The sequence below is a fragment of the Caulobacter sp. SRI_008 genome (genome assembly GCF_057586355.1).
In genome coordinates this window covers 30,879-48,749 of the sequence record NZ_JBYCZS010000016.1, presented here as the reverse complement: position 1 = coordinate 48,749, position 17,871 = coordinate 30,879, and the positions used below count along the sequence as shown (strand labels likewise).

The following is a 17,871-nucleotide window of genomic DNA, read 5'->3' as shown; positions in this document are numbered from 1 at the left end:
GCGGAAGGGTTGGGCCTAATTGCTCCGCCGTTTCGGGAGGTCAATAAGCTCCAAGTCTCGATCCTGAACGCCATGCACGCACGGGAGAAGGCCGGGATGGTGATCAAGCACCCTGGGAAGCCGATGCGGTGGAGCGTTTCGCCCGCCTGGGCGGCGCGTCGGGGGCGCGGCGCCGCTGCCAGTAACCCTTCCAGTTCCGCGAGATCGGACAGCGCCCCGCCTGCCCGAGGATCATTCGGAATTGCTGGCCATTGCTGACCCGTCGAAAGTCGTCGCGCCACCCGAACTCGTTCGCATAGCTCTGGAGGTATCGGCCGACGATGTGGTGGTAGACCCCGCGCTCACCGCGCCGGATGCGCGAGTGATAGTTCTCCACGCCGTTGATGTGAACGCCATCAATTACGCTCCCCACGCTGTGGTTCACCTGCTTGGTGTCGCGGTAGCGGAGGAGGAGTTGGTTCCAATGCGCACCGGCGTCGGTGATGATCTCTGCCTCAGGGGCGACGTTCTCGAACACCGTGCGGATCGCATGAGCCTCTTGCCGGAAGACGTATGAGCGCGACCGACCGCCTAGACGGCGTTCGCGCATCGTCACTATCGAGACGCGCGTCTCCGAGTTCATCAGCCGCAGATCGTCTTTTTTGATCTTCTTGCGGTTCTCATCGAGCTTGATGTTCGGCGGGCGCACGTGGCCACCGATCCAGATGCCATCGATTTCTACCTCGCCCGTCAGGGGCTCGTCCGAACGCATCGACCCCATCACCTCGCGCAGTTTGTGCTGGAGGACGAACGCGGTCTTGTAGGAGACGTTGAGATCGCGTCCGAGACGGAGCGCGGCATGTCCCTGCACGCCGTTCACGAACAGTGCGATCGCCACGAGGATGTCGCGCAGCGAGAGCTTGCGGCTGGCGAAGATCGTTCCCGAGGTAAGCGAGAACTGACGCTCACACGCTTTGCACTTGAAAAGTCGTCGCGCGGTGTAGGTGTAGACGGCGTTGCAGCCGCAGTAAGGGCAATAGGCCTCTCCTCCGTTGTCCGCAAAACGGACCGCCTTGAACGCGGCGTAAGCGTCGGCGTCGCTCATTCGAGCGACCTCGATCACGCTTAGCGATCGCGCTTCGGCGCTGAGGAGGAAGTGTTGCTTCAAAGGCCTTTCGGGGTGTAAGTGTCATCGAATTCGATGACACTTGCCACGTCGCGCCCCGCCGAGTCAATGCGATATCATCGAATTCGATGACATATGACGCCCATGGAGGTGCGAATGCCGCGCTGGCCCGCCGAAGTTATCGACGACAAGGACGCCTCCGAGGTCGCGAAAAACCTACTCAAGGGGGAGATGGCGAAGCGCAATCTCACCTATGCCGGGCTCGTCGACGTACTGGGTCGCTACGGGATCGAGGAGAATGAGCGGAACCTTAGAAATAAAATCTCGAAAGGGGCTTTCTCCGCCTCCTTCTTCTTTCAGTGCGTACTCGCTATGGGGGCTCGAAGTCTTGAGCTAGAGACCTATTACGAGACTCTTGAGGAGAAGCTTGAAAATCTCAAAATAGTTATCAAGCAAATGGATGAAATGAAATAGCTTTAACAAAATACAAATTTATAGTAACCGCTTGAATGGCCCGTCGGCCTGGAGAGTTGTTATGATAACGCAGTATATGTTGAAGGAGTGGATATCACCCTCCGAAGCGCATGATCTCGCAGAGCTTCTGGCCGTCACGCCAGCGGCAGAAATCCCCGAAGGAAGTCGCGACGCCGTACTCGAATATCTTCGAGCCGCCATTCCGAACCAAGAGATGTACGCGGCAACGCGCGCGAAGCTCGAAGAGCTTGCCATTCAGCTTCGGGATTACGCTTGATGGGTGAGCAGGTGGAGCGGATCGACGCCGAGCACTTCGGCGAACCGCTCCACCACATCTAGGGTGGGATTCCTGAGCCCGCGCTCGATCTGGCCGACATAGGTCGGGGCGAGGCTGACCTCATCGGCGAGCGCCTCCTGGCTGAGCCCGCGCTCCTTGCGCAGCCTCCGCACGTTTCTCCCGAAAATTTGCCCCAAACGCATAGGGGCAGCGGCAATGAATCCTCAACCTCTAGCCAGTCACTATAGTGACGATTTTGAGGTGGAGGGCATCATGCGCTTGATGACGTCGTTCGTTCTTGGGGCGCTCTTCGTGGCGCCCGCAGTCGCCGCGCCGACCGGCAATCGCTTCGATCTAGCGTGCCGGATCGACACCATCGGCACGGCGCCGGTGCCGCAATTCAACCGCAGCGGCCCGGTGGCGCTCAAGGTGCGGGCCGACCTCACGTCGAAGAGTTTCTGCTTCGACGCATGCGACGATCTCCAGACACTCACTGAGGTGAGGCCGGAATACATCGAGGGGAAGATCGGAGATCAGCGCTTCCGCGTCATGCGCGGGGACGGGAAAATCCAGTACGAACGCTTAGGGCTCTACAGCGCGATCGGCGTCGGGACGTGCGACACGCGGCCGTTCTCGGGATTTCCGAAACGGGGTTTCTGACAGCGCTCCGCCGCGAGGGCTTGCCCTCTGTTAGGCGCTCGCTCCTTCACGCATTACCCCGGCCATCACTTCCAGATGATCGGCAATGTCGTCACCAGAAACTTCGAGATCAATGAAGCGGTGGCATACTTCTCGGATGACGGCTTTCATAATGGCGTCCCGGAAATAGGCATCTTCACTAAGTATAGCGAGTTGATCCATGGCGGTTTTGACGATCGTATCGACCTGCTTTTCCATAGGCACCTCATTTGCGGAGAGATTATCGCTATCCGTCCATTGCACGGTTGAAATTGCCCGCTCCAAATCATGACGAGAGACGACTAGAGACGCCAGTTTCCTGGAGTCACCCAATTCCCGCGTGTCATCAAAGCTCAATTTCATTACGTCGACGGCGACATACTCGCCGTCAGGAAGGCGGTCGGCTTTGTCGGCAAATCGCAGCCACCGATCGCTCACAAGGCATAGTACTCCTCGGGGGGCGAGGCGATTTTCGAGTCTCTTGCCGTAGCTTATCGGCAGGCGCCGTACATCCCCCACTAGACGCTCCTCAGCCTGGGTTCCGAAATCGAACTGCCGCCAAGGTCTAGCACGCGAACAGAGTTATGCGAGCGGGACGATAAAAGTGACTCACATCTGTCGCTCATCCTGTGGATGAAGCGCACCTTTCATTGGGGTTCAGTCGTCAAGCACCGGTGCGCGGTGAAACGCAAATGCGGGAAGGGTGATTTCGTCGATCTCGCCATCCCTGTTTTTGAATGCAGCTGTAATGACGCCATGCGCATCGACGTCCACGACGAGCATGCGAACGCCACCCCGATCCAACCTCACAACATCGCCCATACCCAACGGCGGCTCGCGCGGGTCGTGAAACTCTCCCTGGGGATTAATCTCCCAGAAATCGTCTTCGTTGTCTTTTTGGCGATCAGACACTTAAGGTTGCCTCATGGAAACAGCAAAATTCGCACAGGGGACAGCGGTTCACCTGAAATCGACCCCCGATGTAAAGATGAACATCGAGCATATTTTCCCAATGGATGCCGGAGATGTTGAATATATTTGCGTTTGGGTTGCGGGTCGGAAAGTACATAGAGAAAGGTACGCAGAGAATTTGCTTGAGGAACATAAAAGCAAGCGGCCGAGATTCGTCAAAATAGTCCGTTGATAGGCGGCTCATGCGTGATTAGAAATTGAAAATTCGTTCTTGTATTATTACGCATGCCTCTCAATTAGCGCTCGGACGATTTCGATACGGTCAGTGCATCGCACCACAATTCTTCCGTCGCGATACCCGACGTATCCCTCGCCATCCCGCGCGGGCGCGACGACGTAAGCGTGGCGCCCGCGCGTGAAGTGAAGCGGGCTCATCGCACCGCCTCCCACCGCTGGAGGCCGCCGTCGACCAGGGTGCTCCGCACGAGACCCTTCTGCCTCTGCACCCGGAGGCACGCACACACCCGCTTCACCATGATCACGGAGAGTTCGTGATCCCCCGGATCGAGCCCGCGCTCGCGCATCAGCCGCTCGGCGATGTCGCGGGAGGTGATCGGCTCGCTCGCCTCGCGGAGCATCTTGAAGACGATCCGCGTGACCTCGCCCTTGAACGCCGCGTGCCTCGGAGGGACCGGCTTCGAGCGGATCGCTCCGATATCGATCGCAGGGTTGAAGATGCGGATCGTCGCGTCGACGTGGTCGAGTTCCGCGATCAGATGCCGAAGGGTGAGTTGGTTATGCTCGATCTGCCCGGCGATCTCCGCACGCTTCCTCGTAAGGGCGTGCAAGACGTTCGGTTGGTCGGCGTCCCAGGGGATGATCTCGTTTGCCATGAGGAAAACGTAACGAGAACAACGATGTAGTCACTATAGTGATTGGTGTGTTTGCTCCATAATCGCGGAATTCGGCGTCCAGGCCTTGGACAGCCTGCGCGCGCCGCTGGAGACCGGCGAGGTGATGGTCGCCCGCGCCAACGCCCACATCCGCTATCCGGCCAGGGTGCAGCTGGTGGCGGCGATGAACCCCTGAGGCCGTGTTGCCCTTTGGTCTTCATTTCCGCGAAGCGGAAGATGGAGCAGGGCGATCTCGACGTCTTCGGTGCCGATGGTGATGCGGTCGGTTATGGCCTCGACCATCTGCCGCTTCTCGTCCTGGGGAAGGTCGTTCCAGCGAGCGGTTAGGTCTCTCGCTTCTATGGCAGCCTCTTCTCGGGAGAGGCTGCTGATGCGCAGCACATCGAGCGAGGCCTGAAGGCGCGGAAGCTCGTCCTCAAGCTGGGCGCGGCGCTCAGAGAGCGGGCGGTGCCTGCGGCCGAAGTCCTCCTTGGAGAGCTCCCTATTTTGATAGAGCTCGAAGAGGCCGTCCTCTTGGGTGCCGAGGCGCTTCAGCTCTGCTTCAGCGGCCAGGATGAGGCGTTCTTTGTCCGCGATGGCGTCGATAGCCGCTTGGGCGTGCGCGGCGATCTCGTCGGGCGAGACGAGGAAGTGCCGAAGCTGCTCGCGGAAGACGGCTTCGAGATCGTCCACGGGGATCTTGTTGCGGCAGCCCTCGCAGACGTACTTGGGGCTCTTCGCGCGGACGTACATCTTCTGCCCGCAGGCGCAGTACGCGAAGCCGGCGAACAGATGCGTGGCGCGCTTCGTGGGAGGGGCTGCGCGCGCCTTCTGCGCCTCCAGGATGCGCGCGCAGGCGTCCCATAGTTCCTCGGTGAGGATGGGCTCTACGGCGGTGTACACCCACTCGCTCTCGGGCTTGAGCGTCCACGCCTTCGAGCTGTCGGAGGTCCGCGTGTAGTTGGCGCGATGGAGGCCTTTGCTCGTCGGGTCTTCGAGGAGGCGGGAGACCGTGGTGTCGGAGAAGGGCGAGCCGTTGCGGGTCCGATAGCCGCGATCGTTCAGGATGCGAGCCACGGTCTTCTTGCGCTGATGCTCTACGAAGAGCTCGTGCAGCAGGACGCGGATGGGCGCTTCGGCCTGGTCCGGGACCAACTGCTTGTCCTTCCACTGGTACCCGAAGGGGGCTGCGCCGCCGATGGGCTTGCCAAGCTGTGCGCGGATCGGGACCGACGCGGCAACTCGTGAGGCTATTTCCTCTCGCTCCCATTGGGCCATAGCCGCGATCATCGTGAAGAAGAGACGGCCGGCGGGGCTTGAGGTGTCGATGGCCTCTTGGAGCGAAACGAGGTCCGCGCCGAGGGCTCTGAAGATCTCGGCGAATTCGAGCAGCTCGCGGGTGTTACGCGCCAGGCGCGCGAGCTTCGAGAACACCAAACCGGAGATATGGCCACGCCGCACATCGGCGAGCATCCGCTGCGCTTCCGGGTGCCCCATGACGGCCTTCCCGCTCACGGCGTCGAGGCGATACACCTCGGCGACGTGCCAGCCCTTGGCCTCGGCATAGGCGCGGGCGCGTTTCTCGTGATGCTCAGGGCTTTCGCCGCGTACCTGGTCTTCGGTTGAGACCCGTATCCAGATGCCGACTTCTTTGAGGGACTGTTCGCGCACGCGATGCCTCCAAGCTAGGATGCCTACAGTACACGGTCTTGAGCTACTTTGAATCCCTCCCCGGGGGAGTTCAGACCTCTCCAGAAGTGCGCATCGACAATAGAATGATGAAGGGCCCTGTTTGGCGCGCTACCCTAGGCTGTCGCGCTTCGATGAATGATTGCGGAGCCATTCATATTGAAATCTACGGTGCTCTCGACTTCCGGCCCTGTCGATACGATGCCAACTCGAACGCCTAACGACTCCTCAAGGTCCCTAATATAACGATGAACATGAAGGGGGAGGGTAGTTGCTTCGCAAGCGCCCCTAATTTCAGGGAATATGTAATCCAAACCAGTGAGGGCGACGTAGTCCGGTGTGTTTAGCATTATCGCACGAGCAACGTCTTCAGCATTGAACGTTCCCACACGCCTGACTTTGTCGGGAATGCCACTTGATCCCCCCCCTTTTTCCAAAATTCCTAGTGCGGACGACTCTTCCAAGGTCAACTCTCCAGGAAGTTTTCCTGCGTGATTTCGCGTTGGATATACTTTAACCGCGAGAATTATTTCCGTGTCCCAGCGTGGGCCAACACCAAGTTCAGAAAGTAGAGCGGTAGCAATGCAGTCTCTACTGGATACAAACGGGTAATCCCCGTGATAATTTGAAAGGCCTGCACCTTGGTGACCTTCAACAAGTATGTCTTCGCGAGAAGCGGCGGCGGCATACAATAAGGAAACCACGTCCGTTAGATAAGGCTGTAGTGCTGGAACGTCTTGGGCGAGCCTTAACTCCCGGCGACATCGCTTGGCGCTGCCATATCCCGTGCCGGTTAGGGTGGAGCCGATCTCGCGATAGCGTGGGTCTGCGCGCTGCTCCGCGACGGTATCGGGGGTAATGATCCCCGCGCGGGGATCAATAAGAATCTGTTCGGGCTCGACGCCGAGCTGTCGAGCTTCCTCAAACAAAATTTCAAGGTCGAGTAAGCTGCCTGCTCCATACACAAAGCGTGATCGCTGAACCACCGCTGAAGCGGGCATCATGCGAAGCCGGTGTGTGCGCCCCGCATGCGAGACAGAGTGGGATGAGTTGACACCACCAGTGCGGCAGACAAGCCTAAAGGCCCGCACACTGCCAAGGTAGGAGCAAATCTTGCCCTTTCCCTCGCCTCCGTACTGAGCGCCCACGACGATAGAAATCATGAGTTATGGCCTAGGAATTTTCTCAGTCCATCTCGGACAGATTCTCTAAGCATAGCATACGCCGATGTTTGCCGCTTTTCATCAAGGCGAGCCCCCACAGGGTGGGTATAAAAGAGGAGAAGTTGTGGACTGTAGGCCCAGGCCTCCTGCAGCATCGCCAGGGTAGGCGAGACGCTTCGTACCGAAATGCGCGTCTGGTCATCTGACGGGGTCGAAAAGAAGAGCTCCCCACCCCCGCCCTGTTGAGCCGTAATCGGTTTGTCGGGGCCGGCCTGAAATGTTCCGATGTAATAAGCATAAACCCGGAGATCGCGGATCTGATCTCGACCATTTATCGCTTCCCGTATAAACCCTTCCAGTTCTTCGGCGAATTTACCCTTAGCGACGTTTTCTGAATTCTCGGCAACAATAGATTGGAATTTCTCTGTAAGCATTGCATTAAATTGCTTGACGTTATCAAGCGAACCCGCCGCATCGCCGTCCAGCTTCTTGCCAACTATCCCAAGAGAGCTCACCCACTCCGCGTATCCGTCTGGCCTTTTTAGGAATGTCCTGAGTAGATCATTTCGACGAGAAAGCACTATATCCAGAAAGAATCTTAAATCTCCCTGTGTGGATCCCGGTGTTGACGTACTATCTTCCAGATTTTCATATATTATCCAAAGCTTATCGAGCATATACGAGTCTGTAAATCTTCTATAGCCCTTTGGGCTCCCAATGGCGAGCTCGCAGAACTCTGCTCCTATGCTTTTTATTGTCTCAGATACCATTGAATCTTGATCTACTATTATCTTCACGGCTCTTTGTATCGCCAAGTTCCGGCGAGCGACGTCGTGATGATAGATCATCCATCTGTATAGATCGTACCGAGCTACAAAAAAATTCTCAAAGGCGCTGAGGCAGTTCGGTTGATATCCAATTTCAATACGATCAATACCTGGTTTATTTGCTATATTCGAGTTGTGCCGGAGGAAAGCTGCATCCACAAGTCGCCTGATGTCGTATGTTGGGACGAGTCCGGCAGAGTAGGCATCCCTTCTGACATAGTCGAGACGATCAGCATCTATAGGTCCATCGAGGAGAGACTTTTTTATCCCAAAAAATGGCGAATTTTTTTCATTTTCCAGGATGTATCGGCACAAATAGAGGCTGACGCGCGAGAAAATTGGATAGGAAATGAATGCCTTTCTAACGTTCAATTCTTCGCTTCCAATTATCGCATCCACGAGGTCTAGTCCTCGCGGTTCATGTCCGCGATACCTCCCCCTCATGGTGTCTAGGAGCGCATATTCGACAATATGACTGAATGGAGGATGCCCGATATCGTGAAGAAGGGCGGCGAGTCTTGTCGCTTGGTACAGAAGAACCAGCGGAACAACCACATTGGCATCTTCGAGCGCGCTTTTTGCGCCTTTAGTTGACGGCTCGAAGCGTGGTCGGCCGCTAATTGCGTAGATCGGATCTGAAAGCAAATCGGTCGAAAGCGCCTCATCAACGACCGCATGGAACAATGCATCAATATCATTTCCAATGTTAGAGAATTTCTTAGCAATTTCCTTTGTCGGCTTATCGCTTGCGGCTAGCGCAGCAAAATCTTTATCAAACTTTTTAATTGTATCCTGTACGGTTTGCGCCAATTCCAGTGCGATTTCTGACTTACTATTACGAAACGCAGCAGATAATATCTCTCCAGCAACGTGCATTACTCCCAATGAATGCGGATACCGCGTGCTATGCGCATTCGGGTATGTGAGGTATGTAAAGCTCGTTTGATGCACGTGGTGGAGTCTAAGAAACAGGGGGTGCTGCGACACAGCTTCTTCGATCTTAGTCACGTAAATATATCCGTGGATCGTATCTCGAATTTTCTTTCCCATGAGCCCCCCTGCTTATTGTTAGTGACAGCATGACGCCAATGAACGTCATCGGTCAATTGCGACTCTCGCGCGAGCATGTGCGGGTATGCAGCCCTGTTGACGTCATGGAAATATCGCATAAGTTGCATCGCGCGCAAAGCACTCCTGGCGAGCGTCAGGACTTGGCCTTCCGGGGGATGAGATGAAGTTATTGCTTCGCCGCGACCAACGGCCCGGCATGCTGGGCGGCAAGCCCGTGTTCAGCATCGACGTGCGCGCGGAAATCTCCGACGACGAGCGCGCCGCTATCAGGAAATACAAGCTCGGCGAGACCGAGCTGTACAGCAGCCACGTGCTGGCAGATCGAGGCTCCGGCCTTTTGGGCGTAGCATCGCGCTTCGCCTACAAGGCCATCATGACCACGGTCTCCGTCAAAGACCTCGAAGGTGGCAAGCACATCGAGTGCAAGGACATCGTCGAGATGCTCGCCGTCGAGGACCAGCTCAAGGAAGCCGCGAAGACCTTCAGGGCCATTCTCGACGCCGCCAAGCACTTCGGCGGCGAGGAGGTCGTAGAGCTGTAGCCCATGGAGTGGGGCAACCTGTTCAACTGGCTCTCGGGCGGGACCAGGGACAGCGAGCAGGCCCAGATGCGCGACGCCTGGGCCGACGTGGACGGCCTGTGGCAGCGCTCGCCGCTGGCGGAGCGGGACGTCTCATTCCTCGTCATGGACGCGATGACCGACTACCTGCGCCGGGCCGAGCGCGCGCCGGCGATCCCGCTCGTCATAGCGCTCTGCGAGGCCTCCGAGGCCATCCTGCGCCAGGAGCAGATCGGCGAGGTGTCGCCGGTCTGGGCGGTGCTCGACAACGACGTCGCCGAAGCCGTCTATTTCCGGAAGTACCTCAACCGCCGCCGTCGCTGGGCCGCCGACTACGACGCCATGCTCGCGGCCGTGCGCGAGCGCCTCTTCGAGCTCTTCGACGCGGTGTTCGCGGCGCTCCCCGAGATCTGCTTCGAGGGCGACGAGGACCGGAAGGGCGGCCTCGAGGTCCCGCTGATCGAGCTCCTGGAGCGGCCGGCGGAAGTGATCGAACAGCTGTGCGTCTTCGCCTACAGCGACGACACCATACGCCGGGAACTGTTCCTGCCGCTGCGCGAGCAGATCGTCTCGAACATCATGGTGGCGTCGGGATTCCAGCCGGACGCGGACCTCGCGCTCGTCCAGCACCGCCTCAAGCACGCGCCGGAACTCAAGGGCAAGACCGCCGCCGAGCTCGCGGACCTCTATCTCCGCCACACGCCGCTGCGGGCCATCCTCGAATTCCCGGTGCCGTTTTCCGTCCCGGAGACCTCCCGCTTCGAGCACACCCACATCGTCGGCGGCACGGGCCACGGCAAGACCCAGTTCCTCCAGCGGCTCATCCATGCGGACCTGGTGGCAGCCCAGGAGGACGGGCGATCGGTCGTGGTGATCGACAGCCAGGGCGACCTCATCAACAAGCTGATCCGGCTCGACCTGTTCGACCCGGACATGCCCGGCAGTCTCGCGGACCGCCTCGTGCTCATCGACCCGGCCGACGTCGAGTTCCCGGCAGCGCTGAACCTCTTCGACGCGCACCTCGACCGCCTCGCCGAATACCGGCCCGTCGATCGCGAGCGGGTGCTCAACGGCGTCGTGGAGCTCTACGAGGTGTTCTTCGGCGCGCTCCTTGGCGCGGAGCTCACCCAGAAGCAGGGCGTCGTCTTCCGCTATCTCGCCCGGCTCATGGTCTCCATGGACGGGGCTACGATCCACACCCTCATGCGGCTCATGGAGGACGGAAAACCGTTCAAGCCGCACATGGAGAAGCTGGACGGCTCGGCCCGCTACTTCTTCGAGACCGAGTTCTTCCATCCTTCGTTCGCCGCCACGAAGAAGCAGATCCTCCGGCGGCTCTGGGGCGTGCTCTCGACGCCGGCCTTCGAGCGGATGTTCGCGCAGCCCCGGAACAAGCTCGACCTGTTCGAGGCACTCCAGGGCGGGAAGATCATCCTCGTCTCGACAGCCAAGGACCTCCTCAAGGAGGAAGGCAGCTCCCTCTTCGGCCGCTTCTTCATCGCCATGCTGGCGCAGGCCACCCTTGAGCGCTCCACGGTCTTGGAATGGGACCGCACGCCCACCTACGTCTACGTGGACGAGGCCCAGGAGTACTTCGACGACCGCATCGAGACCCTGCTCACCCAGGCGCGCAAGATGCGGGTGGCGATCCACGGCGCGCACCAGGCCCTCGACCAGCTGTCTCCGCGCCTGCGAGCGGCCTTCAACAGCAACACCAGCTTCAAGTGCGTGGGCGGGGTGTCGGCCAAGGACGCCCGCGCGCTCGCCGACGAGCTCCACACCTCTACCGACTACATCGACGGCATGAAGCGACGGAAGGACCGCACGGAGTTCGCCGCCTGGCTGAAGCACCAGACGCCCCAAGCGATCCGCCTCACGGTCCCGCTCGGGTTCCTCGAACGCCAGCCCACCCTCACCGACGAGCAGTTCGACGCGCTCATAGACCGCAACCGGGCGCGGTATTGCGGGACGCTCGCGGACGTCCCGGTGCTCTCGCCGGTCCAGGCGCCCATAGAGGACGCGCCGGCCAAGCCGCCGCGCCCGGCGCGGCACGCCCCGCCTCCCGCGCCTGAGAACCTGCCAGCAGCGGACATGCCGGTGCCGGCCGTCCCGCCCGCGCCGCCCATACAGGAAGAGGCGGCCGACGCCGTCCCCCTATCGCACCGAACGGAACAGCCCGCCGCCCGGCCTGTCCGCCCGCTACCAAAGCCCGCGGCTAACCAGGAGCCCGGCAAGGGCGGCAAGAAGCACCGCTACCTCCAGAACCTCGTGAAGGAGCTCGGCGAGCAGCAGGGGTTCCGGGCGACGGTTGAGGCCCAACTGCCTGAGGGCGGCCAGGCGGACGTGCTGCTTGTCCGCGACGGCGTCCGCGCCGCCTTCGAGGTCTCCGTCACGACGCCGGCAGCCTGGGAGCAAGAGAACGTCCGCAAGTGCCTCTCCGCCGGCTTCGAGCGCGTGGCGCTCGTGCTCGCGAAGTCATCCCGCACGCAGAACAGCTTCCGCGCCGCCATAACCGAAGGCCTGTCTGGCGAGGAGCGCGAGCGGGTCTCGTTCCTCGTCCCCGAAGACCTGCCCGACTACATCGCGGGCCTGGCCCCGCCGCCTGAGCCCACGGAGAGCGTCGTGAAGGGGTACAGGGTGAAGGTGTCGCGCACGACGGTGTCGCCCGAGGAGGCGAAGGTGCGGCGGGAGAGGCTGGCGGCGGTCATCGCGCGGTCGCTGGATCGGCAGGGTACATGACGTCAGATGATATGTTTTGGCGAAATCCATCTTTTGAAGATCTGTTGGGCGACCTAACCCGCCGGTATTCTCGCGAGAGGGGGGACCTGCGGAGGTTCGCCATGCCAGACGGCTCCACGCCCGTGTTGATCCCGGCGGCGCAGTACCTGCGGATGTCGAAGGATCATCAGGACTATTCGATCCGCAACCAAGCGCGCGCAATCGCCGCCTATGCGGCAGAACACGGCTTTCGCATCGTCAAAACCTATGTCGATCCTGGCGAGAGCGGCCTGACCCTCAGGGAACGCCCTGGCCTTCAAGCACTGCTGGCCGATGTGATCAGGCCGGACAGGACATTTGAGCGATTGCTTGTGTTCGACGTCAGCCGCTGGGGACGCTTCCAGTATTTGGACGAGAGCGCCCACTACGAGTTCATCTGCCACGCGGCGGGCGTGCCCGTCGTCTACTGCGCCGAGATGTTTGAGAATGACGGCTCGCCGATCATGGCCCTGCTCAAGCAGTTCAAGCGCTATCAGGCAGCGGAGTTCAGCCGCGATCTATCCAACAAGGTGCTGTACGCCCAACTGCTACAGGCCAAGATCGGCCACAAGCTCGGCGGGCACCGACGCTACGGGTTCGAGCGCATTCTCGTCGATGAGCACAACAGACCCGTCCAGAAGCTTGAGCGCGGCCAAACCAAGGCGCTCAACAACCAGCGCGTCGTTTGGGCGGTCGGCTCGGGCGAGGAGATCGCCGTCATCCGTGACATCTTCCGCTGGTACGGCACGGACTGCATGAGCATGGTCGCCATCGCTCGACGTCTCGACGACATGGGCGTGCCTCCATCGGACGGCCCGCGCTGGAGCGCGCTCCGCGTGCGAAACATTCTCTCCAACGAGCTTTTGGTCGGCATCTACGTGTTCAACCGCACGAGCCAGCCACTCAAACGCCCGCGACGAACAAACCCGCCTCAGGCCTGGGTTCGGACGAAGGTGCTGGAACCCGCGATTAGCAAGGCGCTGTTCGAGAGCGCCGCGCGGCGCATGCGGATCTGCCGCCGTCGCGTGCCGTCTGACGAAGCTATCGCGGCCGTGGCGCGCCTGCTCAAGGCAAAGGGCTACCTGACAAACGAGCTGATTGACCGCTGCCCCTACACACCGAGCACGCAGACCCTGCGCCGGCAGTTCGGATCGCTTCAGGCGGTCTACGACCATCTCGGCTACCGCAATCGCTGGTATCGGCCGCCGAAGGAGGATCGGCCGAGGACCAAGGACGAGATGCTCGGCGTATTGCGTACCATCTACGAGCGGGAGGGCCATGTCAGCGAGGCGATCCTGAACGGCGACCCTTCATTGCCGAATACGACCCTCTATCGATACCACTTCGGCAAGCTCACCAACGCGTACCGGCTCGCCGGCATCCCGTACGAGTATGTCGACTTCAAGCGGCGCGGCGTTGAACTGGGTAAGGCGCGGCGTGCGGGACTGCCGCCCCGCAGGATAACGGTCCCCAAGTGGCCCACGCTCGACGGTCTATATACCGACGAGCAGTTGCTCGACTGCCTGCGGCGGCTGCACGACGGCCACGGCTATGTCACGGAACGTCTCATCCGTTCCGACGCCGACACCCCGCCGCCCGCGCTATTCATTCATCGGTTCGGCTCCCTGACCGAAGCATATTGGCAAGCAGGCATCAGAAGAAGCCGTGCCAACGCATGGAGCAGGGAAGCCCGTATGCAGCAGGCGATAGCGATGAGGAAGAACGGGCAGGTCAGTCCTCCTGACGGGGACTACAGGGTGACATCACGAGCCTATTGAGCGTGTGCCATACGTGGTCCGTCTTGGGTCCCTCTGACCTTGTGTCCGTAGACTATCCGTCGCGCAGTTGGTCAAGAAGCCGATCCGATCCGAACGGAAGTGCGTGAAAACGAGCGCAGCGGCCGAGAACAACGCCATTCTCCGATCTTCCGCATCCCATGGCCGCCTCCTACGTGGGAGCTGATGCCGGAATGCGTCTATGTGGCGCGCGACGGCCTCGGCGATCTCCTGCCGTGTCCGCGCCCCCACCGTCTCGAAGCAGCTCTGGATATCCGCGCGCGTATAGACCGCGACATCGACGCCGCGATCCGCCGCCAGCGCCGTCACGGCCTTCGATAGGCGGTCGATCCGGGCGCTGCGTACCGATGCCCTTCGGCTCGACGCTTCAAGCACCAACGTCTCGGGCTCCAGGCGCGCGAGCAGCTTCTCCATGGCGCGCAGACAGACCGCGTTCTTGTCGCCTTTGGCGGAGACGAGACCCCAGTCATAGGGCGCGAACGGCCCCTCGAACGCCACCCAGCCGAACCCGCGCGATGTCGGATGGAAGGCCATGGTGAGCGGCCAGCGGTGACGGGCTGGGCTCATACGGCGGGGGTCTGTGTCGCCCGCTGCATCATGGCGTCGAGAAGCGCGACCTTCCGCCGAGACCCATCGTCCAACTGCCCCTCCAGCCCCTCCCGGAGCATGGCGGCCTCCCCCATGACGGCCTCCTCTACGCGCTCGTAGAGCGCCGGGAAGAGATGGCCCGGCGTCTTGCCGAAGATGATCTCCAGGCGCAGCGCGATCTCGAAGCTGGGGAGCATCAACTGCTGCTCGTAGTGCGAAATGGCCTGGCGCGTGAGTCCCATGAGCTTGCCGAGCTCGTCCTGCGTGAGCGCCCAGAGTCTGCGATGCGTCTTCAAATACTGGCGGTTGGACCGTTTTGGCATGAAAGGAACGAGTTATGGATAGCGCCGATCGCACGATTGGCCTGGCTATCGTCCCGCGTTCCGTCGGCTTACTGGAGGCGCTAAAACGCTAGTGTCACTAGCACCGGCTCTCGCCCCATTTTGCCAAATCGCAGATCAAGAGAAGCTGGATTTTTGTTAAAATTAAACATGATTTTCGACTATGACCTCTACCGGTAGACTGAAACCACAACTGAAGTCGCGCTACACGCCGCAGGCACCCTGAACGCGGCAACGGCGCGGACTCGGAAGGAGGTCTTGCGACCCCTAGTCGCGCCAGCGGTGCTGCAACTCGCAATGGATTTCCTCGACTAAAATCGCCATCTTGGGTGGATGACAGCGATCGCCTGCCTGAAGATTTTCATCGGCGCAGATCTACGCTTCGCCGACTCCGACACCATGGCCGCGCTCGTCGCCAAGGTTGGAGGCGCTTACCTGGAAACGGCATGGACCTGGCCCAGGCGTTATGGGCTGGTTGCGCCCTATTCCTTCGTGTTGGCCGATCCACGCGCCACGGCTCTGGACGCCCGTGAACTGCAATCGCTGGCCCAGGACCTGCAGCTAAAACTGTTTGGCGAAAAGGGTGATGGCGATGTCGCCCTGCTGATGTTCGAGGGTGACCAGACCGATGTCATGCGGTTCGCTAGCACCCACGGCGACGTGCTCAAGGCGTTGCTGGCCGGCGAAGACGATGGTGAGTTCGCTGGACGAGTATGCAAGATTACACCTGACGCCGTCACCAGCATCAAGCCGCCGGACGGACCGATCGAAGGCGCACCGCCGGCTGAGGAGCTTGCCGCGATCGAACCCGAACCGCCCCCGGGTGGGATCGACGACCTCCTAAACGTCGCAGAACCGAGCACCGGTTGGTGGGGCATCTACTACCTTCACAAGGAACGCTTCGTCGGGAGCGGGGTGGATTGGCGCATGGCTTGGGATGACCTGGCCTTCGGCGCTATGGAAGACGCCGACGTGGCGGCGCGCGACAGGGCTTGCCTCGACGCCGCGCACGCGCAGTTGATCCGCCCGCAGGCTGGCTACATGTTCCTGCCCTTCTGCTTTTCGTCGCTGATCAAGCCCTCGGTCCGAGAGAGCTACCGGTCTCACGTCGAACAATTTCCGCGCGTCCTGCGCCCCCGCATGGCCGCCAGCGTCTATGACGTGCCCCGCGAGCCCTCTTACGGCGCGATCGGCCAGATCCGTGCGTTCCTGACGCCGTACTTCTCGTTGATTGACCTGCATGTGAAGGATCCTGGCTTTCGGATCGAGAGCCTTCCGGCCGGCGCGGTGAACAGCGTCACCCTGGTGCTGGATGGCTCGGACGAGCGCGCGCGCCTAGCGGCGATCACGCGCTTCCTCAAGGACGCCGCCATCTATCGCGCCAAACGCGTCTGGCAAGGCGTAGCGATGGTCAACAGCTTGAAGGAGCTGGATCTCTGCCGACGTCTGAAGGCGCCATTCCTCAGCGGTCCGATGGTCGCCCCGCTGACCAACGTCCCAACTGGCGAGGTGGCCTGTCCAGCCCTCAACCTGCCTTATCGGAATTGGGTCGATGTAGTCTGAAGGCTCAAGCGCCTCTCATTAGAAGAGGGTCGTAAGACCCAGCAGACCGCAGTTGGGATCGTTGACCAGATAGAGCGGCACGTCCCGCATGTAGGCGCTCATCCGTCCTTTGGCCTCGAAGCGCTGGCGCATGATCGCCCGGTCGAGCAGGTCGCTGAAGGACTGCACCGTGATGCTGATGATGTAGACTCCGCTGCGGGCTCCGGCGGTCAGCACCAAATTGCCCGACACCGCGCCTAGCCATGCTGACACTAGATCGAAGGTCTCGCGGGCGATGGCGTCGCCGCGCCGGGCCGCCACCAGCAGCGCAGGGAGGTCGACCGGACGGACCGGCGTCCCGGCCAGGGTAGACAAGGCCAAGGCCACGTCGAGCACGCCCTGACCCGACAAAACCTGTTCGGCCGAGACATAGCCGTGCATGCCCCGTAGCACGCGAATCACATCGGCCTCACGGTCGTTTGCTGCCGCTAGTTCCACGTGGCCGCCCTCAGCGGCGGCGGCCACCCAGCCCACGAAGCCGTCGGGATTGAGGATCGACATACCAACGCCGCCATCAGAGGGGCCAATCGCGCCCGCCGGCGCATCGCGGTGGGGAGCGCCGCCGCCGATCTGTTCGATGGCGGACGGCTCTAGGAGGGGAACAGCCAAGGCCCTCGCCGTGAAATTGTTGACCAGATGCAAGTGGTTCACGCCGAGCCGCTCGGCGATCACCTCCGCTTCCAACCGCATGCTTGAATGGGTTAGTTGGAGGACACCGCCTAGATTGGGGCCGGGCGCGGCAATCGCAGCTCCCAAAACCGGCCCTTCGCTCGCATTCCGCGCCGCCGTCAGAAGCTCGATCAGCTGCTCCTGGCCGGTGCATTCGACAGTCGTCACGTCCATCGGCGGACGACCTCGTCCAACCATCGCGATACTGGCGCTCAGGCCGTTCACATCCGCCAACAGAACATGCGGGACCGGGTCGTGCGGCGCGTTCATGCGACGATCTCCTCGAACGGTGCGGCGAGCATTCCCGGAGTCGAATGAACGGCCAATGCGCGACAGCGTCGCAGCCATACACCCGCCCGCCCGAAAACTACCATGCGGCCTGAACATGCGTCATACGGCCGCAGCTCGCATCTCGCCGAATTGGTGATCCAAGACGACGGTTTCACTATAGCGTGCGTGACGACGAACCC

General features: G+C 60.7%; 18 protein-coding genes and 1 pseudogene. 8 read left to right on the top strand and 11 right to left on the bottom strand.

Going from position 1 to position 17,871, the window contains the following annotated elements; genetic code table 11:
- Positions 1–103 precede the first annotated feature (103 nt).
- Positions 104–1,147: an IS1595 family transposase gene (locus tag AC2YHT_RS15305; protein WP_487290650.1), complete on the bottom strand. Its 1,044-nt coding sequence runs from the start codon at positions 1,145–1,147 to the stop codon at positions 104–106.
- Between the two features lie 114 nt (positions 1,148–1,261).
- On the opposite strand from AC2YHT_RS15305, the gene AC2YHT_RS15300 reads away from it, so the two are divergent.
- Both AC2YHT_RS15300 and AC2YHT_RS15295 read left to right on the top strand, forming a co-directional pair.
- Entirely contained in the window at positions 1,262–1,579 is a 318-nt protein-coding gene (locus tag AC2YHT_RS15300; protein ID WP_487290649.1) for a DUF6471 domain-containing protein, read from the top strand.
- Between the two features lie 61 nt (positions 1,580–1,640).
- Complete coding sequence (locus AC2YHT_RS15295) at positions 1,641–1,856, top strand: hypothetical protein (RefSeq protein ID WP_487290648.1); 216 nt, start codon at positions 1,641–1,643, stop codon at positions 1,854–1,856.
- Here AC2YHT_RS15295 and AC2YHT_RS15290 read toward each other — a convergent pair.
- The gene (locus AC2YHT_RS15290) at positions 1,847–2,029 is read right to left on the bottom strand and encodes a helix-turn-helix domain-containing protein (protein ID WP_487290647.1); all 183 of its coding nucleotides are present in this window, start codon (positions 2,027–2,029) and stop codon (positions 1,847–1,849) included. The genes AC2YHT_RS15295 and AC2YHT_RS15290 overlap by 10 nt on opposite strands.
- Positions 2,030–2,129: 100 nt before the next feature.
- Here AC2YHT_RS15290 and AC2YHT_RS15285 point away from each other — a divergent pair, with 100 nt between their 5' ends.
- The gene (locus AC2YHT_RS15285) at positions 2,130–2,516 is read left to right on the top strand and encodes a hypothetical protein (RefSeq protein ID WP_487290646.1); all 387 of its coding nucleotides are present in this window, start codon (positions 2,130–2,132) and stop codon (positions 2,514–2,516) included.
- Positions 2,517–2,546: 30 nt separating this feature from the next.
- Here AC2YHT_RS15285 and AC2YHT_RS15280 read toward each other — a convergent pair whose 3' ends face one another.
- The 3 genes from AC2YHT_RS15280 to AC2YHT_RS15270 form a co-directional block, all read right to left on the bottom strand.
- Positions 2,547–2,972, bottom strand: a complete 426-nt coding sequence (locus AC2YHT_RS15280) for a hypothetical protein (protein ID WP_487290645.1) — start codon at positions 2,970–2,972, stop codon at positions 2,547–2,549.
- 219 nt (positions 2,973–3,191) lie between these two features.
- Positions 3,192–3,446 (bottom strand): hypothetical protein, encoded by a 255-nt coding sequence (locus AC2YHT_RS15275; RefSeq protein WP_487290644.1) that lies wholly within the window; start codon positions 3,444–3,446, stop codon positions 3,192–3,194.
- A gap of 431 nt (positions 3,447–3,877) precedes the next feature.
- On the bottom strand, positions 3,878–4,339 hold the full coding sequence (locus AC2YHT_RS15270; RefSeq protein WP_487290643.1) for a hypothetical protein: 462 nt from the start codon (positions 4,337–4,339) through the stop codon (positions 3,878–3,880).
- Positions 4,340–4,400: 61 nt separating this feature from the next.
- Here AC2YHT_RS15270 and AC2YHT_RS15265 point away from each other — a divergent pair.
- Positions 4,401–4,532: pseudogene (locus tag AC2YHT_RS15265) on the top strand (ATP-binding protein); the annotation flags it as partial.
- On the opposite strand, the gene AC2YHT_RS15260 reads toward AC2YHT_RS15265, so the two are convergent.
- The 3 genes from AC2YHT_RS15260 to AC2YHT_RS15250 all read right to left on the bottom strand — a co-directional run bounded on the left by AC2YHT_RS15260 (position 4,493) and on the right by AC2YHT_RS15250 (position 9,068).
- Positions 4,493–6,010 carry a recombinase family protein gene (locus AC2YHT_RS15260; protein WP_487290642.1) on the bottom strand — a complete coding sequence of 506 codons (1,518 nt, stop codon included), beginning with the start codon at positions 6,008–6,010 and terminating at the stop codon, positions 4,493–4,495. The pseudogene AC2YHT_RS15265 and the gene AC2YHT_RS15260 sit on opposite strands and share 40 nt — an antisense overlap.
- A gap of 134 nt (positions 6,011–6,144) precedes the next feature.
- Positions 6,145–7,191, bottom strand: a complete 1,047-nt coding sequence (locus AC2YHT_RS15255) for an adenylosuccinate synthetase (protein ID WP_487290641.1) — start codon at positions 7,189–7,191, stop codon at positions 6,145–6,147.
- Positions 7,188–9,068, bottom strand: a complete 1,881-nt coding sequence (locus AC2YHT_RS15250) for an HD domain-containing protein (protein ID WP_487290640.1) — start codon at positions 9,066–9,068, stop codon at positions 7,188–7,190. The genes AC2YHT_RS15255 and AC2YHT_RS15250 overlap by 4 nt, the downstream gene beginning before the upstream one ends.
- Before the next feature lie 181 nt (positions 9,069–9,249).
- Here AC2YHT_RS15250 and AC2YHT_RS15245 point away from each other — a divergent pair, with 181 nt between their 5' ends.
- From AC2YHT_RS15245 to AC2YHT_RS15235, 3 genes are all read left to right on the top strand, one after another.
- Positions 9,250–9,630: a hypothetical protein gene (locus AC2YHT_RS15245; protein ID WP_487290639.1), complete on the top strand. Its 381-nt coding sequence runs from the start codon at positions 9,250–9,252 to the stop codon at positions 9,628–9,630.
- A gap of 3 nt (positions 9,631–9,633) precedes the next feature.
- Positions 9,634–12,387: a type IV secretion system DNA-binding domain-containing protein gene (locus AC2YHT_RS15240; protein WP_487290638.1), complete on the top strand. Its 2,754-nt coding sequence runs from the start codon at positions 9,634–9,636 to the stop codon at positions 12,385–12,387.
- Between the two features lie 101 nt (positions 12,388–12,488).
- Positions 12,489–14,183, top strand: coding sequence for a recombinase family protein (locus AC2YHT_RS15235; protein WP_487290637.1), 1,695 nt, complete (start codon positions 12,489–12,491; stop codon positions 14,181–14,183).
- On the opposite strand, the gene AC2YHT_RS15230 is transcribed toward AC2YHT_RS15235, so the two are convergent.
- On the bottom strand, positions 14,169–14,735 hold the full coding sequence (locus AC2YHT_RS15230) for a hypothetical protein (protein ID WP_487290636.1): 567 nt from the start codon (positions 14,733–14,735) through the stop codon (positions 14,169–14,171). The two genes, AC2YHT_RS15235 and AC2YHT_RS15230, sit on opposite strands and share 15 nt — an antisense overlap.
- Positions 14,736–14,764: 29 nt before the next feature.
- Positions 14,765–15,112: a helix-turn-helix transcriptional regulator gene (locus tag AC2YHT_RS15225; RefSeq protein WP_487290635.1), complete on the bottom strand. Its 348-nt coding sequence runs from the start codon at positions 15,110–15,112 to the stop codon at positions 14,765–14,767.
- 351 nt (positions 15,113–15,463) lie between these two features.
- On the opposite strand from AC2YHT_RS15225, the gene AC2YHT_RS15220 reads away from it, so the two are divergent.
- Complete coding sequence (locus AC2YHT_RS15220) at positions 15,464–16,693, top strand: hypothetical protein (protein WP_487290634.1); 1,230 nt, start codon at positions 15,464–15,466, stop codon at positions 16,691–16,693.
- Between the two features lie 18 nt (positions 16,694–16,711).
- Here AC2YHT_RS15220 and AC2YHT_RS15215 read toward each other — a convergent pair whose 3' ends face one another.
- On the bottom strand, positions 16,712–17,671 hold the full coding sequence (locus AC2YHT_RS15215) for a glucokinase (protein ID WP_487290633.1): 960 nt from the start codon (positions 17,669–17,671) through the stop codon (positions 16,712–16,714).
- Positions 17,672–17,871: the final 200 nt, after the last annotated feature.

Coding starts and splice junctions, on each gene's coding strand:
- AC2YHT_RS15250 (WP_487290640.1), bottom strand. CDS start 9,068: ATGGGAAAGAAAATTCGAGATACGATCCACGGATATATTTACGTGACT.
- AC2YHT_RS15270 (WP_487290643.1), bottom strand. CDS start 4,339: ATGGCAAACGAGATCATCCCCTGGGACGCCGACCAACCGAACGTCTTG.
- AC2YHT_RS15235 (WP_487290637.1), top strand. CDS start 12,489: ATGCCAGACGGCTCCACGCCCGTGTTGATCCCGGCGGCGCAGTACCTG.
- AC2YHT_RS15300 (WP_487290649.1), top strand. CDS start 1,262: ATGCCGCGCTGGCCCGCCGAAGTTATCGACGACAAGGACGCCTCCGAG.
- AC2YHT_RS15245 (WP_487290639.1), top strand. CDS start 9,250: ATGAAGTTATTGCTTCGCCGCGACCAACGGCCCGGCATGCTGGGCGGC.
- AC2YHT_RS15220 (WP_487290634.1), top strand. CDS start 15,464: ATGACAGCGATCGCCTGCCTGAAGATTTTCATCGGCGCAGATCTACGC.
- AC2YHT_RS15215 (WP_487290633.1), bottom strand. CDS start 17,671: ATGAACGCGCCGCACGACCCGGTCCCGCATGTTCTGTTGGCGGATGTG.
- AC2YHT_RS15295 (WP_487290648.1), top strand. CDS start 1,641: ATGATAACGCAGTATATGTTGAAGGAGTGGATATCACCCTCCGAAGCG.
- AC2YHT_RS15240 (WP_487290638.1), top strand. CDS start 9,634: ATGGAGTGGGGCAACCTGTTCAACTGGCTCTCGGGCGGGACCAGGGAC.
- AC2YHT_RS15285 (WP_487290646.1), top strand. CDS start 2,130: ATGCGCTTGATGACGTCGTTCGTTCTTGGGGCGCTCTTCGTGGCGCCC.
- AC2YHT_RS15230 (WP_487290636.1), bottom strand. CDS start 14,735: ATGGCCTTCCATCCGACATCGCGCGGGTTCGGCTGGGTGGCGTTCGAG.
- AC2YHT_RS15255 (WP_487290641.1), bottom strand. CDS start 7,191: ATGATTTCTATCGTCGTGGGCGCTCAGTACGGAGGCGAGGGAAAGGGC.
- AC2YHT_RS15225 (WP_487290635.1), bottom strand. CDS start 15,112: ATGCCAAAACGGTCCAACCGCCAGTATTTGAAGACGCATCGCAGACTC.